This window comes from Serratia plymuthica NBRC 102599 (genome assembly GCF_001590925.1).
GTDB classification, from domain to species: Bacteria; Pseudomonadota; Gammaproteobacteria; order Enterobacterales; family Enterobacteriaceae; genus Serratia; species Serratia plymuthica.
Genome location: NZ_BCTU01000016.1, coordinates 31,960 through 47,606, shown reverse-complemented (window position 1 = coordinate 47,606; position 15,647 = coordinate 31,960). Strand labels below are relative to the sequence as shown.

The following is a 15,647-nucleotide window of genomic DNA, read 5'->3' as shown; positions in this document are numbered from 1 at the left end:
AGTCAAAAAGCGCCAAAAGGACTATGCTAAACAAGTAGGGATTACTGAGCACCATACGACAAATGGAGTACTGTCATGTTAAATTTTGACCATAAAAATCTGCCCCTCCTGAGTGAAGAACGCCTCAAAAAGCAACGCACTGCCCTGCTGATTATTGCCTTCCTGCTCTTGGTGGGCGGTATTCTGTGCCTGATTAACCCCCTGGCATCCGGCACAGCGCTGAGCATTCTGGTCGGCGTCTTACTGTTGCTGAGCGGCGCGGCGTTGGTGACGGGCATGATAGCCAATCGGGCACAAAACACCTGGCCGATGATTGGCGGCCTATTACTGGGCGTGGCTTATTTGATTATCGGCTACCTGTTCATTGCCAGTCCATTGGCCGGCATTCTGACGCTGGCGATATACCTCGCCATATTATTTGCGCTCGGTGGTATTGTGCGGTTAGTTGCCGGTTATAAGCTGCGTGAAGTCAGCGGCAGTTGGTTGCAGTTCGTCATTGGCTTCTTGGATCTGGTGATTGCCTGGATGCTGTTTAGCGCCGATCCGATGACTTCGGTCATACTGGTGACCACCCTTGTAGGTATTGAAATGTTGTTCAGCGCCTTCAGCCTATTCAGGGTCACCAGGCAGCTAAAGCGCAATTAAGCGCATACATAAGGAGGGTTTATCGCCCCGCCTTTTTCGCTCATTAGCCGCCCAGCCGCACAATTATGTCGATGTCCCGGTGGCAAGTGCCCTACCCTGAGTAAGGTTTCATGCAATGCAGGCTCAGCCATTCCCTCAGATGAAAGATTGAAATGAGATGATTACGCTATGGAATTCAAGGACTATTATGCCATTTTAGGGGTTAAGCCATCGGACGATCTCAAGGCTATCAAAACGGCCTATCGTCGTCTGGCGCGTAAATATCACCCCGACGTCAGCACCGAATCGAATGCCGAAGCGCAGTTCAAGGAAGTCGCGGAAGCCTATGAGGTGTTAAAAGACGATGAGCGTCGCGCCGAATACGATCAATTGGTGCAACATCGCAACGACCCTAATTTTGGCCGTCAAACGCAGCACGGCCACGCCAATAACGCCGAAGACTTTTCCGATATTTTTTCCTCGATGTTTGGCGAACATGCGCGTTCGCAACACCGACGCCAAAGCCGTGCCATGCGCGGGCAAGACATCGAGATGGAAGTGGCGGTTTTCCTTGAGGAAACTCTGGCCGAGCAAACCCGGACCATTCGCTATAGCCTGCCGATTTATAACGCTTTCGGCATGGTGGAACAGGAAGTTCCCAAAACCCTTAATGTGAAGATCCCCGTCGGCGTGGGCGATGGCGAACGCATTCGCCTGAAAGGCCAAGGGGCGCCGGGCGCTGAGGGCGGCGCCAACGGTGACCTCTATCTGATCATCCGCATTGCGCCGCACCCGCTGTTCGACATCGTCGGCCATAATCTGGAGATCGTCTTGCCGGTATCACCATGGGAAGCTGCTCTGGGTGCCAAGGTGCCGGTTCCGACCCTGAAAGACCCTATTCTGCTGACCATTCCAGCCGGTAGTCAGACCGGCCAGCGGCTGCGTATCAAGGGGAAAGGCCTGGTCAGCAAGAAAGAAACCGGGGATTTATATGCGGTGATTAAGGTCGTGATGCCACCGAAGCCGGACGAAAAAAATGCTGCGTTGTGGCAACAACTGGCGGAGGCGCAACCCGCTTTTGACCCACGCAAAGAGTGGAGTAAGCAAAATGGCTAACGTAAAAGTAACTTTAACCATTACCGAATTTTGCCTGCATACCGGTGTTTCAGAGGATGAGTTAACGGAAATTGTCGGGCTGGGGGTGATCGAACCGCGTAACCCGACGGCTGCAGACTGGGTATTTGACGATCATGCGCTGACCATTTTTCACCGCGCTCAACAGTTGCATCGTGAATTGGCGCTGGACTGGCCCGGTATCGCGGTCACCTTGACGCTGCTGGAGGAAATTGAGCACTTACGTAAAGAAAACAGCCAATTGCACCAACAACTTGCACGATTCGTCACCAGACCCTGATACCGGGGAACAGCCCGTTGCTTCTGCAGCGGGCTACGTCAGGCCCGGATAGCGGTTTCTGAGGTAACATAAATCGATAGCCGGCCTTCTACGGACAAGATCATATTTTGGTTTTTGGGTTAGCTAATGAAACGCTAATATTACCCAAGCATCGGCCCTGCCATTTCAAAAAAAACTCCGACATAATACCCCCTCCCAAAAAAGGTAAGCCGATAAAAATAAGCGTTCAGCGCGGTTTGAAAGAGATCACGTATAAACACTGTAAATAAAAACATGTTATTAAAAACATGTCATTAAAAACAGTATTGACACCCTTTTAAAAACCCGTAGATTGGTCATCAGCAGCAGCGAAATGGTAGCTAGCTGTTATTACCAAAAGTGTTAATTAAGTTGATTTAAATTTATTTTGCGATAAAGGCCACGAAGTGTTTTTTGTATGGGCATCAATGCCGAGTAAAAGCCAGACCCTCGCTTGATGACGCTTTAAGGCCACGTAGTCAGTATCTACAATCGCAGGGTGCGGACCAAAACGCGATGATGTAAGGCCATGATTCAATTGTTTTTTGTTTGCGATTGGTTTTCAAGACAGTCTAGAAAACAATGCAACAAGATCGCAATGGAAGTGAGGCTACGCATCAAGAGTCTATATCGCGAGGGGAGATGTACTTGTTTAAAATGCCATACCTTAGAATATTCATTCAGGTTGGCGGATAATGTGAACTGGTAAATATAGGGGAGGTTTTAGTTAGTATTATCACCCAATATTATCTGTGATAAACGTGTACATTTAAAAGTAGTACCTTAGCAGTAAGAAATATTAAGTTCATTAATGTTAAATCTGAAGTCAATAGTACCATAAAAGCCCTGGCTGCAACGGTCAGGGCTTTTATCTTTTATGCGTCAAGCACATTGCGGTGAAAAATGCCGGCTCCATGCTCCAAATTCTCGGACAATCATCACTCTACGTCAGAGGTGTGACAGCCTGCCCACGACATTAATAAAATTAATCCTTGCTTAATAAATCAAACCAAGCCTACTATGACGTCATCGGTTTGGAACACAGACCTTATGAAAGCAGTTTTAGTAAAGCAGCCCTCAGTCCAAGCGTTATCTCTAGATACCCCTTCTTCATGAGCCTCCTCCTAAGTGCCCCATAAGTAAAATTCTGCAAAACAGGCCATGTTCGCCACGATGAGTGGCTCAAAAATGAAAAAGGATGTATCTATGTCTACTAAAATGACTGGTTTAGTAAAATGGTTTAACGCAGATAAAGGCTTCGGTTTTATCACTCCACAAGATGGCAGCAAAGATGTATTCGTACATTTCTCCGCTATCCAGAGCAGCGATTTTAAAACCTTAGACGAAGGTCAGAAAGTGGAGTTCTCTGTTGAGAGCGGCGCTAAAGGCCCTTCTGCTGTAAACGTTATCGCGCTTTAATCGCCGATAATCTCGCTAAAACTTACAATCGCGATGAAGGCAACGGCCTGAGCAGTTAAGTATTAGCGATCAAAAACCCGCTTATGGCGGGTTTTTGCATTTCTGTAATGTCGAAAATGCTTCGAAACCAATAAAATGGAACGCGGTGCTTCACTCTCCCGCTGAAAAACGAACCAAAAACCAAAAGTGCAAAGCCAGTCATCGCAGTAAACAACAGACCAATCCCCCACCATAAGTTCACCTGCATTCCTGTCAGATTGATAATGCTTTATGTTCATTCCAATATGCTGCAGAAACCTGTGGGCAAACCGGCAGCGCAGAGGTTGGCGGGCGTAAAAGCGGGTGCTGGCCACGCTCGCACAGGAAGGAAAATGCCATTCATCTTTAGATTCCAACCAAGAAACGGCAAAAGATAATAACGCAACAAAACCCTATTAAACCCCTTGTTTTTGTTGGTTTTTTATCGGACACCCCTCATGTTTTATTAAGATTTTTACCCAAAAATACGCATTAAATTTAATAACATTAAGATTCATCTTAAAGTATACCCATAGGAATTTAGGGATGTTAATTTCCAGGGAATGTGATGAAAAGAAAGGATGTCAGACCCGATTATCACGTTGAATATGGCGAAGAATGGAAGCCAGAAAAAACCTCTAAATGGTTTTGGGTCCTGTTGATCGCAATTATCGGTTTTTTGGTCGCCATTTCATAACGCTGATCGGCAGGTAAGTATGACACGACAAAAGGAAGTTTGAAGAAGGGCTTGGAGCGGGTGAAGGGAATCGAACCCTCGTATGCAGCTTGGGAAGCTGCCGTTCTACCATTGAACTACACCCGCATCGGTGTGCGACTGGCATTATAACCGGTTATCCACGCCGGGCAAGCGGAGATAGCGCGTAACTGCCGATGTTTTAAGCAGTTAGCCGCATCGGCCCCCTGTTTCCTTCCCATAAGCGAAAAAAAACCGGCGCAGTCGCCTGCACCGGTTGATGTTCACACCGCAAAAGATTATTTCTGCGGGCGCATTGCCGGGAACAGAATCACATCGCGGATGGTGTGGCTGTTGGTGAACAGCATAACCATGCGATCGATACCGATACCCAAGCCAGCCGTCGGCGGCAGGCCGTGCTCCAGCGCGGTGACGTAGTCTTCGTCGTAGAACATCGCTTCGTCATCGCCTGCGTCTTTCGCATTCACCTGGTCAGCAAAGCGCTGCGCCTGATCTTCCGCGTCGTTCAGCTCGGAGAAGCCGTTACCGATTTCACGCCCGCCAATGAAGAACTCGAAACGGTCGGTGATTTCCGGGTTCTCATCATTACGGCGCGCCAGCGGGGACACTTCCGCCGGGTATTCGGTAATGAAGGTCGGCTGAATCAGGTGGCTTTCCGCCACTTCTTCGAAGATCTCGGTAACTACACGGCCCAGACCCCAGCTCTTCTCAATCTTGATACCGATGGATTCAGCGATAGCCACCGCCTTGCCCATGTCAGCCAGATCGGCCAGATCGGTTTCCGGACGGTATTTTTTGATCGCCTCGGTCATGGTCAGTTTTTCAAACGGCTTGCCGAAGTCGAACACTTCATCACCGTACTGCACCTGGGTTTTGCCCAGCACGTCCTGAGTCAGGGTGCGGAACAGCGACTCTGTCAGCTCGATGAGGTCTTTGTAATCCGCGTAAGCCATATAGAGTTCCATCATGGTGAACTCTGGGTTATGACGCGGAGAAACGCCTTCGTTACGGAAGTTACGGTTGATTTCGAACACCCGCTCAAAGCCCCCAACCACCAGACGCTTCAGGTACAGCTCCGGGGCAATACGTAGGTACATATCGATGTCCAGCGCATTGTGGTGAGTCACGAATGGACGCGCAGAAGCGCCGCCCGGGATCACCTGCATCATTGGGGTTTCGACTTCCATGAAGCCGCGTTCCACCATGAAGTTACGGATCCCCGCCATCACCTGAGAGCGCACCTTGAAGGTGTTGCGCGACTCATCGTTGGCGATCAGGTCCAGATAACGCTGGCGGTAGCGGGTTTCCTGATCGGCCAGGCCATGGAACTTGTCCGGCAACGGGCGCAGGGCCTTGGTCAGCAGGCGCAGTTCGGTACAGTGGATAGACAGTTCGCCGGTCTTGGTTTTGAACAGCTTGCCGCGAGCGCCAAGGATATCGCCCAGATCCCACTTCTTGAACTGCTCGTTATAAATGCCTTCCGCCAGATCGTCGCGCGCCACGTACAGCTGGATACGGCCGCCGACGTCCTGCAGAGTCACGAATGACGCTTTACCCATGATACGACGGGTCATCATGCGGCCGGCAACGGTGACTTCTACGCCCAGCGCTTCCAGCTCTTCGTTATCTTTATCGCCGTATGCAGCGTGCAGCTTGTCGGACGTAGTGTCGCGACGGAAATCATTTGGGAACGCAATGCCGTTCTCGCGCAGCCCGGCCAGTTTCTCACGGCGTGACTGCAACTCGTTATTGAGTTCCAACGCCTGATCGGCGCCCTGTGGTTGTTGCTCAGACATTTCTGTTCCTCATAACCCGGCTTTCAAACTTGCCTCAATGAATTTATCCAGGTCGCCATCTAATACGGCCTGCGTGTTACGCGTTTCAACGTTGGTGCGCAAATCCTTGATGCGGGAATCATCCAGCACGTAAGAACGGATTTGACTGCCCCAGCCGATGTCGGACTTGTTGTCTTCCATCTGCTGTTTATCAGCATTTTTCTTTTGCATCTCAAACTCGTACAGCTTGGCTCGCAGCTGTTTAAACGCTTGATCCTTGTTCTTATGCTGAGAACGGTCGTTCTGGCACTGCACCACGATGTTGGTCGGCAAGTGGGTAATACGTACCGCCGACTCGGTTTTGTTTACGTGCTGACCGCCCGCACCGGAGGCGCGGTAAACGTCAATACGCAGGTCTGCCGGGTTGATGTCGATATCGATATCGTCATCCACTTCCGGATAGATAAACACCGAGCTGAACGAGGTATGACGACGGCCGCCGGAGTCGAACGGGCTCTTGCGCACCAGGCGATGCACGCCGGTTTCAGTGCGTAACCAGCCGAACGCGTAGTCGCCGATAATCTTGATGGTGGCGGATTTCAGCCCCGCGACGTCGCCGTCGGATTCTTCAATCACTTCCGTTTTGAAGCCCTTGGATTCCGCCCAGCGCAGGTACATGCGCAGCAGCATGCTCGCCCAGTCCTGTGCTTCGGTGCCGCCGGAGCCGGCCTGGATGTCCAGGTAGCAATCCGCGCTGTCATATTCACCGGAGAACATACGGCGGAACTCTAATTGTTCCAGCTTGGCAGACAGTTGATCGAGTTCGGCTACGGCTTCGGTAAAGGTTTCTTCATCGTCGGCTTCAACCGCCAGTTCCAGCAGGCCGGTGACGTCTTCGCCGCCCTGTTCCAGCTGATCGATGGTTTCCACGATGGCTTCAAGCGCCGCGCGCTCTTTACCCAGCGCCTGTGCGCGCTCGGGGTCGTTCCAAACATCAGGCTGTTCCAGCTCGGCGTTGACTTCTTCTAGGCGTTCTTTCTTGGCATCATAGTCAAAGATACCCCCTAAGAACGGCAGTCCGCTCGGACAGGTCCTGAATTCGGTTTTTTACCGGATTAATTTCAAACATGGTTTTTAGCGTTCTTTTACGTTGATGTCGTCGATGGCGAAATGCCATTAGAACCGGTAATTCTATCGGATCCGGGCGTCAGTTTATAGCGAGTTGGTCAGTTTTTGTGGGGGGAAAGATGTGTATCTGAATCAGGCGCGGCATCGCCGCGCCCGTTCAGGAAAAATCAACGCGGCCAGAGGTGCTGGATCAATAACTGCACGTTACGGTTACCACGGAACTCATTGACATCGAGCTTGTAGGCCAGCTCCACTTCACGCACGCTGCTGTCGGGCCACAGGGTGGTGTCCACGTTGAAGGCGATGCCGTCGAGCAACGGGCCGCCACCGAGCGGCTCCACCATCAGCTTCAGGTGTTTCTCGCCCACCAGCCGCTGTTGCAGGATACGGAACTTACCGTCGAAAGTCGGTTCCGGGAACGCCTGCCCCCACGGACCGCCCTCGCGCAGCAGCTCCGCCGTTTCCAGCGAAAGTTCCTGCATCGCCAGCTCACCGTCGGACCAGATCACCCCTTCCAGCATCGCCGGATCGAGCCATTCCCCCACCAGTTCGCCAAAGCGCTGACGAAACTCGTCGAATTTGGCCTCTTCCAGCGACAACCCGGCCGCCATCGCATGGCCGCCGAACTTCATCATCAAACCCGGATTCAGCGTATCCAGCCGCTCCAGCGCGTCGCGCATGTGCAGGCCGGCTATCGAACGGCCGGAACCTTTCAGAATACCCTCGCCCGCCGGCGCAAACGCAATCACCGGACGGTGAAAACGTTCTTTGATGCGCGAGGCCAGAATACCTACCACGCCCTGATGCCATTCCGGATGATACATCGCCAGCCCATACGGCAAGGCGGTACTGCTGCGCTCCAGTTCGTCGCACAGCTGCAAGGCCTCGACCTGCATGCCCTGCTCAATCTCACGCCGTGTCAGGTTAAGCGCATCGAGATCGTTGGCCAGCATGCGCGCCTGCGCAATGTCATCGCTCAGCAACAGCGCCACGCCAATCGACATGTCGTCCAGCCGCCCGGCGGCATTGAGCCGCGGCCCCAGCGCAAAACCAAGATCGTTGGCCGCCAGTTGGCGCGCGTCACGGTTGGCCACTTCCAGCAGCGCCCGGATGCCCGGCCGACACTTGCCGGCGCGAATGCGATTCAGGCCCTGATACACCAAAATGCGGTTATTGGCGTCAAGCGGCACTACGTCGGCAACCGTGCCGAGAGCGACCAGATCCAACAGTTCTGCCAAGTTCGGCATCGCCAACGCGCGTTGTTCAAACCAACCGCTTTCACGCAGCCGGGCACGCAACGCCAGCATCAGATAGAAAGCCACACCGACGCCGGCCAGGGATTTGGAGGGGAACTCACAGCCGCGCAGGTTCGGGTTGACGATCGCTTCCGCCGCCGGCAAGGTTTCCCCCGGCAGGTGGTGGTCGGTGACCAGTACCTGCATACCCTTGGCGTGCGCCACGTCAACGCCCGCATGGGAAGAGATGCCGTTATCCACGGTCAGGATCAACTCTGCGCCGCGCACCGCCGCCTGCTCGACCACTTCCGGACTCAAGCCGTAGCCGTCCTCGAAGCGGTTCGGCACCAGGTAGTCAACCGCACTGCCGCCCATGCTGCGCAACGCCAACACTGTCAACGCGGTACTGGTGGCGCCATCGGCGTCGAAGTCCCCCACCACCATGATACGGCGACTCACGGCCAGCGCCTGTTGCAGAATGCCAACGGCGGTGTCGATGCCGTCCAATTGCTGCCAGGGCAGCATGCCTTTGACGCTGCGCTCCAGTTCCTGCTCAGCCTTAACGCCGCGCAGCGCGTATAAACGGCGCAGTAGCGGATGCAGGCCGGCAGGCAGATGGCTGTCGTCCGTCGCCGCACGGCGGCGTAGTTGTGTTTTGAGGCTCACCGGCGATTAACCACCGGTTTTGGTTGCGGTCTGATGCGCATCCAGCATGGCGGCCATCTCTTTCGGCCCCTGATAGCCCGGGATCATCATGCCGTTTTCCAGAATGATCGCCGGGGTGCCCTGAATGCCGAACTGCACGCCAAGCGCATAGTGTTTGCTGATGTCGGTTTTACAGGTCGCCGGGGACACCGCATCGCCTTTCATGGCGGAATCGAAAGCCTTGGCCTTGTCAGCGGTGCACCAGATTGACTGCATGTCTTTCTCGGCCTGGGAGTTCAGCCCCTGGCGCGGGAACGCCAGATAGCGAACGGTAATACCCAGGTCGTTATATTCTTTCATCTGCTGGTGCAGCTTGTGGCAATAGCCGCAGGTGATGTCGGTAAACACGGTGATCACGTGTTTTTCTTTTGGCGCTTTGTAGACGATCATCTGATCTTTCAGCGCTTCCAGCTTGCCGGTCAGCAATTGGTTGGTGACGTTAACCGGTTCTTTGCCGCTGACGTCGTACAGCGGGCCTTGCAGAATGTGTTTGCCGTCTTCGGTCACGTACAGCACGCCGTTATCGGTCAGCACGGTTTTCAGGCCGTTAACCGGTGAAGGCTGCACTTCCGCCTGCTGAATGCCCAAGCTGCTGAGCGCTTTTTTGATTGCCGCATCGTCGGCGTGGGCCGCACCGGTCACCGAAGCCACCAGCAGAGAGAGCAGCATTAAACCTTTATTCATTCTTCCAATCCTTTTGAACCCGGCGTGTCACGCACGCGGGTGATGCTGTTGATGTAGCTGTTTAAGTCGTTCGGTCGCTACATGCGTATAAATTTGCGTGGTCGAGAGGTCGCTGTGCCCCAATAACATCTGTACGACACGGAGATCGGCCCCGTGGTTCAACAAGTGGGTGGCAAATGCGTGGCGCAACACGTGCGGTGACAGCCTCTCGCTATCAATACCCGCTAGGATCGCATAGTGTTTGATGCGATGCCAGAACGTCTGTCGGGTCATTTGCTGGCAGCGGTTGCTTGGGAACAGCACATCCAGCGCCTGGCCGTTGACCATCCACGGGCGGCCGTGCTCCAGATAATTTTCGATCCAGTACACAGCTTCCTCGCCCAGCGGCACCAGCCGTTCCTTGTTGCCTTTACCGATCACCCGCACCACGCCCTGGCGCAGGCTGACGTCGCTGATGGTCAGCCCGACCAGTTCGGAGACTCGCAGGCCGGTGGCGTACAGCACCTCCAGCATCGCCTTGTCTCGCAGCTCCAGCGGCTGATCGACGCATGGCGCCTGCAACAAGGCATCGACTTGCGCTTCGCTCAAATCTTTCGGCAGCCGCTGCGGCAGCTTCGGCGAGGCGAGCAGCGCGGTCGGATCGTCTTCCCGCAGCTTTTCACGGTACAGATACTGGAACAGGCGGCGCATGGCGCTCAGCAAACGCGCAGAGCTGGTCGCCTTGTAGCCCCCCGCTACCCGTTCGGCGAGAAACGCCTGCAAATCCAGCGCCTGCGCCTGTAACAACGAGGTATTTTGATGGTTCAGCCAGGTGCTCAGCGCCTGCAGATCCAGCCGGTAAGAGGCCAGCGTATTTTCTGCCAGATTGCGTTCGAGCCAAAGCGCATCCAGGAATTGCTCAATCAGCGCACTCTCTTGCTGTTGCACGCGGTCCTCTCTTTGTTAGCTTTCCACCTGCGCCATTATGCCTTAAGCCAGTGCAAATCTGGTACACTCGATGCCATTCCACGAACGGTAACATAACGGTTTAAAAATGAAGATTGGTCTGTTTTACGGCTCCAGCACCTGCTACACCGAGATGGCGGCAGAAAAAATCCGTGAGATTCTGGGCGAAGACCTGGTCGACCTGCACAACCTGAAAGACGTTTCCCCGCAACTGATGGAAGAATATTCCATCCTGATCCTCGGCATTCCTACCTGGGATTTCGGTGAATTGCAGGAAGACTGGGAAGCGATTTGGCCGCAACTGACGACGCTGGATCTGAAAGGAAAAATCGTCGCCATGTATGGCATGGGCGATCAACTCGGTTACGGCGAATGGTTCCTCGATGCGCTAGGCATGCTGCACGATCACATCGCCCCGCTCGGCGTGCAGTTTATCGGTTTCTGGCCCATTGAAGGCTTTGAATTCACCAGCCCGAAACCGCTGAGCGCCGATGGCAAACACTTCGTCGGCCTGGCGCTGGATGAGGTGAACCAATACGACATGAGCGAAGATCGCCTGCAACAGTGGTGCGAACAGATCCTGCTGGAGATGGAACCGCTGCTGTAATGCCAATGGGCGCGATTGCCGCGCCCAACGCCTCTGCCTATTTCCACAACCGGAAGCGATTTTCGCCGTCACCGGTCGGCGTTTCGCCGCTCAACCGCGCCGGATCGGCCACCTGATACCAGTCCAGCTTACGCGTCAGCAGCATGATCCCCGCCAGAATAGCGAACAGCAGCCCTGCCCCGAGCACCAGCGCATTATCTTCCGACTGCAACAGCAGGTACAACACGCCATAAAGCATCAGCAGGCTGCCGGCGAACATCGCCCCGCGTCGCTTACCGCGCAGCACCGCGCTGAGATAAAAGGCAATCAGGCCGCTGCAGGCCACGCTGGCCAACAGGTACGCAGTCGCGAAGCCGAAATGTTCGGAGAACGCCAGCAGGATCAGGTAGAACAGCACCAGCGCGGCACCGACCAGCAGATACTGGATCGGATGCACCCGCAGGCCGGTCAGGGTTTCGAACAGGAAGAACGCCATGAACGTCAGCCCGATGAACAACACGGCATATTTCACCGCACGTTCGGTCAATTGATAGTGATCTACAGGTTCAATCAGGCTGGCGCTGAAGGCCGGCAGCTTATCTTCGTCAATGATCCCGTCGTCATAATGAAACGCACTGTTGATGTTGTTGGCGAACCAGGTGCTGCGCCAGCGGGCGCTGAAGCCTTTTTCCGTCACCTTGCGTTCATCCGGCAGGAAGTTACCGAGGAAATTGGGGTGCGGCCAGTTGCTTTGCAGCGTTAATTCACTGCTGCGGCCGAGCGGCACCAGTGACAAGCTGCTGGTGCCCGCCAGCGTTAGGGTAAAATCGGCATCCAGCCCCTCTTTTTGCAACGCGGCAAGCTGCAATGGCGCATGGATGCCCTGCGGCAACGTATCCACGCGCGTGCCCGGTTCAAAGGGGGTTGGCGGCTGGGTGCTGGCAAGTGGCGAGATGCTCTTGATGCCACGCGAGTCGCTGAGGGCGACCAGCAAATAGGGCTGCTCAAGAGTCACGTTGCTGCGCTGCAAATCAGCCAAGTCCGGCTGACCGAATTTCACCTGAAACTTTAACGGCCCCTGATATACCTGGGTTTGATAGATACCCAGCTTGCGTACCTCTACATTCGGCTTGCCGCTAACCTGTAAACTCTCCGGCAGCAGATAACGATAATGCCTCACTCTCTGCACTACCGGTTGCCCCTTGTCGTCCTTCTTCTCTTCCCGCTCGATATAAGGGATGACAATCAATGGCCCCAAAATGCGCTGCGCCCGGCTGGTGCTTTCGCTCACCTGCCCAACCACGCTCTGGCGATAGCCACTGCGCTCCTCAATCACGTTCATCAACTGCGTCACCGGGATAATCATTAAAATCATCAATCCCAGCAGAGTGGTTATTTTCCAAAACAGTACCGATTTCATCATCGCTGCGCGCTCCTTGTAGGTAATGGCACCACGATAAAACCGGCAAGTGAAAACAGGATGTGGTTATGTGAAGGGACGGTGAAGTCAGAGCGATAAAGTGAAAACGGCTACCACGCCGTGCGGTTGGCGGTTGTACAACTGAATGCCGCCCCGGTGCAATCGCGCCACTTCCTGCACAAAGTTCAGGCCCAGCCCGCTGCTTTTGGGTTTATCGGCCCGCGCCAGCGAATAGAAACGCTCGAACACTTTGTCCTGCGCATAGTCCGGGATGCCGCTGCCGTTGTCGCTGACGGTGATGAGGTAGTGGCTCTCCCGGCGCTCGCCGCACAGGCTGACGGCACCGCCCGGCGGGGTGAAATCCAGCGCGTTGTCGAGCAGATTGGTCAGAGCCTGACTAATCAGCAACCCATCGCCGGTCAGTGTGATCGCCTCCAGCGCATCCACCTGCAACACAACGCCGCGCTGCGCCGCCTGAGCTTCTTTGCCCGCCACCGCCTGGCGCACCAGCGTCGCCATCGCCAGCGGTGCCAATTCCAGGCCGGGGCGGCTTTCGAGCCGTGCCTGCACCAGCAACTTATCCACTAATTGCTGAATACGGGCGCTTTGTTGCTCGATATTGGTCAAAAATCGCCGGGCAGTCGCCGGCGGCGGCAATTCCTGCAACAACTCGGCTGCGCCGCGGATCGCCGCCAGCGGGCTTTTCAACTCGTGGGTCAGGGTATGTACGTACTGTTCGATATAAGCTTTACCTTCCAGCTTCATCCGCATACTTTCCAGCGCTTGCGCCAGTTGCGTCAGCTCGTGGCTGCCCATTTTTGGCAACGGCACGCTTTCGCCCTGCGCTACGCCATCGGCATAGCGCACCAGCCGGCCAATCGAACGGTTGATCCACCAGACGAAGCCCAGGCCGATCAGCAAGGCAATGCCCAGCAGCAGCGCGCCGGCCCACAAAATGCGCCGCTCGCTGCGCTTGATCACCGGCGCCATGCTGCTGTTCGGTTTACCTACGCTGAGCACGCCGATAATTTTGCCCTGCTCCAGTACCGGCGCGGCGACGTACATCACCGAGCTGTTTTCATCCTGCGGGTTGCTGCGCGTACTGCGTGCGCCATATTGGCCGCGCAGCGTCAGATAAACGTCATTCCAGCGTGAGTAGTCCTGGCCGACCGCCTGGCCGGCAGAGTCAAAAATAACCGTGCCGCGCGCATCGGTGAGGTACACGTGGTATTCGCTGCGATCCTTGCGGATACCGGCAATGTTGGCGCCAATCGGCCGTTGATTCAGTTGGGTGAATGCCTGCGCCAGCTGCCCGTGCGCCACATCGTCGCGCTGCAGGTCCAGGCGCGCTATTTGCGCCAGCAGGTTAGCCGTGTCCACCAAGGTGCCTTCGGTCGCACGCCGTACGCCAGGCTTTACCTCCTGTACGAAGATGCTCAGTACGAAATAGCCCGCCACCGCCACAATCAGGAAATACCCCAGCAGCAGGCGCAGGCCGATTCTCATGCTTGGCGGCTCACGCTGTAGCCCATGCCCCGGTGAGTGTGAATAGGCGGTTCACCGGGATCTATCGCCCGCAGCTTGGCGCGCAGCGTTTTGATGTGGGTGTCGACGGTGCGATCCAGGCTTTCTTCCGCTTGCGCCCAAACGCTGTCCATCAGTTGCTGGCGTGAAAACACCCGGCCAGGCGCCAGCAGCAGCGTTTTCAACAGCAGAAATTCGTAGCGGGTCAGCGGCAGCGGCTGCTGATGGTAATAAAGGATCGCTGCGGGTTCATCCAGGTCAAAAGGACCAAAGGTGTACAGCGCCGGCTGTTGCAGGCGCTGCTGTTTTTGCAGGCGACGCAGAATGGTGCGCACGCGGGCGCTGACTTCGCGGGGAGAAAAAGGTTTGGCGACGTAATCGTCCGCGCCGATCTCCAGCCCGATCAGGCGATCGACTTCGTCACTGCGGGCGGTGAGAAACAGAATGGGCAAATCCGCCGACTGCGACAACAAACGGCGGCACAGTTCAAAACCGTTGATGTCCGGCAGGCCGACATCGAGGATGGCCAGCGCGGGCGCTCCTTGCGCCAACGCCTGCAATGCCGGCTCGCCACGTTCGAACCAGCGTACCTGAAAGCCTTCGCTCTCCAGGGTGTAAATCAGCGTATCGGCAATGCTGGGCTCATCCTCCACCAGCCAGAGCGTCGGCTTCATCAGGGTTCCTCGTCATCATCGGCCGACGGGTGCAGCAGCAACTGGCGCAGATGCCGCCATTCGGCTTTGCCCATGCTGTCGGAGGCCAGCCACAGCCGGCGGCGTTTTTTGCCCTGCGTCGGCTGCAGCGTCAGCAAAATGCCGTAACGCGGCATCCAGGGTTGCTTTGCCAGCAACCATTCCTGTCCGTGCCAACTTAACCGCTTATTCGCCAGCAGACGCAGTTCGCCCTGCCGCGACGCAATGCGCTTTTGGCTGCGGATGCATTCAAATACCACCAGCGTCAACAACACCAGCCAGATCGGGCCGTAGCCTTCCGGCCAGGGCGAAATCAGGATCAGCAGGATCAGAACGCCGTGGGTCAGCAGCGAAAGTAACTGGGTGCGCCAGGAAATGCGGACATTACATCGCCACTGGGCCACGGTCTTTATTTCGCGTCTGGATCAGTGTCACCATTCTCTGCAGTTCACTGTCTTGCGGAGCGCCATGATTCATCAACCAGTTGAACAGATCGGGATCGTCGCTCTCAAGCAGGCGGATAAACAACGCTTTGTCTGTGTCATTCAACTGGTCGTACTCATGCTCGAAGAACGGCATGATTGAGATGTCCAGCTCACGCATGCCACGGCGGCAGGCCCAGTGAATACGTGCTTTATTATTAATATCCATGTTGTTATGACTAACCTCTTTTCGGCGTGGCAAAAGCCATCGCAGGGTTCAACCGACACACTGTATGGCAACACCTGCGCGATATAATTCCATC

16 protein-coding genes and 1 tRNA gene are annotated in these 15,647 nt (G+C 55.2%); 5 read left to right on the top strand and 12 right to left on the bottom strand.

The features are described from left to right. Positions 1–75: 75 nt before the first annotated feature. The 4 genes from SPL01S_RS12370 to cspE all read left to right on the top strand — a co-directional run bounded on the left by SPL01S_RS12370 (position 76) and on the right by cspE (position 3,475). Complete coding sequence (locus tag SPL01S_RS12370) at positions 76–645, top strand: HdeD family acid-resistance protein (RefSeq protein WP_063200148.1); 570 nt, start codon at positions 76–78, stop codon at positions 643–645. Positions 646–813: 168 nt separating this feature from the next. Continuing rightward, entirely contained in the window at positions 814–1,740 is a 927-nt protein-coding gene (gene cbpA, locus SPL01S_RS12365) for a curved DNA-binding protein (RefSeq protein WP_063200145.1), read from the top strand. After that, the gene (gene cbpM / locus SPL01S_RS12360; protein WP_006327698.1) at positions 1,733–2,038 is read left to right on the top strand and encodes a chaperone modulator CbpM; all 306 of its coding nucleotides are present in this window, start codon (positions 1,733–1,735) and stop codon (positions 2,036–2,038) included. The genes cbpA and cbpM overlap by 8 nt, the downstream gene beginning before the upstream one ends. A gap of 1,224 nt (positions 2,039–3,262) precedes the next feature. Continuing rightward, positions 3,263–3,475 carry a transcription antiterminator/RNA stability regulator CspE gene (gene cspE, locus SPL01S_RS12355; RefSeq protein ID WP_004952373.1) on the top strand — a complete coding sequence of 71 codons (213 nt, stop codon included), beginning with the start codon at positions 3,263–3,265 and terminating at the stop codon, positions 3,473–3,475. A 55-nt stretch (positions 3,476–3,530) separates the two neighbouring features. Here the strand turns inward: cspE and SPL01S_RS12350 are convergent, their stop codons facing one another. From SPL01S_RS12350 to xerD, 7 genes are all read right to left on the bottom strand, one after another. After that, on the bottom strand, positions 3,531–3,716 hold the full coding sequence (locus SPL01S_RS12350) for a hypothetical protein (RefSeq protein WP_111738517.1): 186 nt from the start codon (positions 3,714–3,716) through the stop codon (positions 3,531–3,533). A gap of 526 nt (positions 3,717–4,242) precedes the next feature. Continuing rightward, positions 4,243–4,316, bottom strand: a tRNA-Gly gene (locus tag SPL01S_RS12345). 170 nt (positions 4,317–4,486) lie between these two features. After that, positions 4,487–6,004, bottom strand: a complete 1,518-nt coding sequence (lysS, locus tag SPL01S_RS12340; protein ID WP_062868484.1) for a lysine--tRNA ligase — start codon at positions 6,002–6,004, stop codon at positions 4,487–4,489. 9 nt (positions 6,005–6,013) lie between these two features. Further along, positions 6,014–7,112 (bottom strand): peptide chain release factor 2 gene (prfB, locus tag SPL01S_RS12335; protein ID WP_100220763.1). Its coding sequence is split into 2 segments (ribosomal slippage): positions 6,014–7,036 and positions 7,038–7,112, totalling 1,098 coding nucleotides; the frame shifts between segments, so codons are not numbered across the junction. A 166-nt stretch (positions 7,113–7,278) separates the two neighbouring features. After that, positions 7,279–9,012 (bottom strand): single-stranded-DNA-specific exonuclease RecJ, encoded by a 1,734-nt coding sequence (recJ, locus tag SPL01S_RS12330; RefSeq protein ID WP_063200140.1) that lies wholly within the window; start codon positions 9,010–9,012, stop codon positions 7,279–7,281. Positions 9,013–9,018: 6 nt separating this feature from the next. Next, entirely contained in the window at positions 9,019–9,735 is a 717-nt protein-coding gene (dsbC, locus tag SPL01S_RS12325; RefSeq protein WP_063200137.1) for a bifunctional protein-disulfide isomerase/oxidoreductase DsbC, read from the bottom strand. A gap of 27 nt (positions 9,736–9,762) precedes the next feature. Then, entirely contained in the window at positions 9,763–10,662 is a 900-nt protein-coding gene (gene xerD / locus SPL01S_RS12320) for a site-specific tyrosine recombinase XerD (RefSeq protein ID WP_006327707.1), read from the bottom strand. Between the two features lie 106 nt (positions 10,663–10,768). Between xerD and fldB the strand changes: the two genes are divergently transcribed. Next, positions 10,769–11,287 (top strand): flavodoxin FldB, encoded by a 519-nt coding sequence (fldB, locus tag SPL01S_RS12315; RefSeq protein WP_004952413.1) that lies wholly within the window; start codon positions 10,769–10,771, stop codon positions 11,285–11,287. A gap of 37 nt (positions 11,288–11,324) precedes the next feature. Here the strand turns inward: fldB and creD are convergent, their stop codons facing one another. The 5 genes from creD to sdhE all read right to left on the bottom strand — a co-directional run bounded on the left by creD (position 11,325) and on the right by sdhE (position 15,553). Beyond that, positions 11,325–12,689, bottom strand: coding sequence for a cell envelope integrity protein CreD (gene creD, locus SPL01S_RS12310; protein ID WP_063200135.1), 1,365 nt, complete (start codon positions 12,687–12,689; stop codon positions 11,325–11,327). 84 nt (positions 12,690–12,773) lie between these two features. After that, entirely contained in the window at positions 12,774–14,192 is a 1,419-nt protein-coding gene (gene creC, locus SPL01S_RS12305; protein ID WP_063200132.1) for a two-component system sensor histidine kinase CreC, read from the bottom strand. After that, entirely contained in the window at positions 14,189–14,884 is a 696-nt protein-coding gene (gene creB / locus SPL01S_RS12300; RefSeq protein WP_062868495.1) for a two-component system response regulator CreB, read from the bottom strand. The genes creC and creB overlap by 4 nt, the downstream gene beginning before the upstream one ends. After that, positions 14,884–15,306 carry a protein YgfX gene (locus tag SPL01S_RS12295; protein ID WP_006327725.1) on the bottom strand — a complete coding sequence of 141 codons (423 nt, stop codon included), beginning with the start codon at positions 15,304–15,306 and terminating at the stop codon, positions 14,884–14,886. The genes creB and SPL01S_RS12295 overlap by 1 nt, the downstream gene beginning before the upstream one ends. Next, positions 15,287–15,553 (bottom strand): FAD assembly factor SdhE, encoded by a 267-nt coding sequence (sdhE, locus tag SPL01S_RS12290; protein WP_004952428.1) that lies wholly within the window; start codon positions 15,551–15,553, stop codon positions 15,287–15,289. Before sdhE ends, SPL01S_RS12295 begins: the two co-directional genes overlap by 20 nt. Between the last annotated feature and the right edge of the window lie 94 nt (positions 15,554–15,647).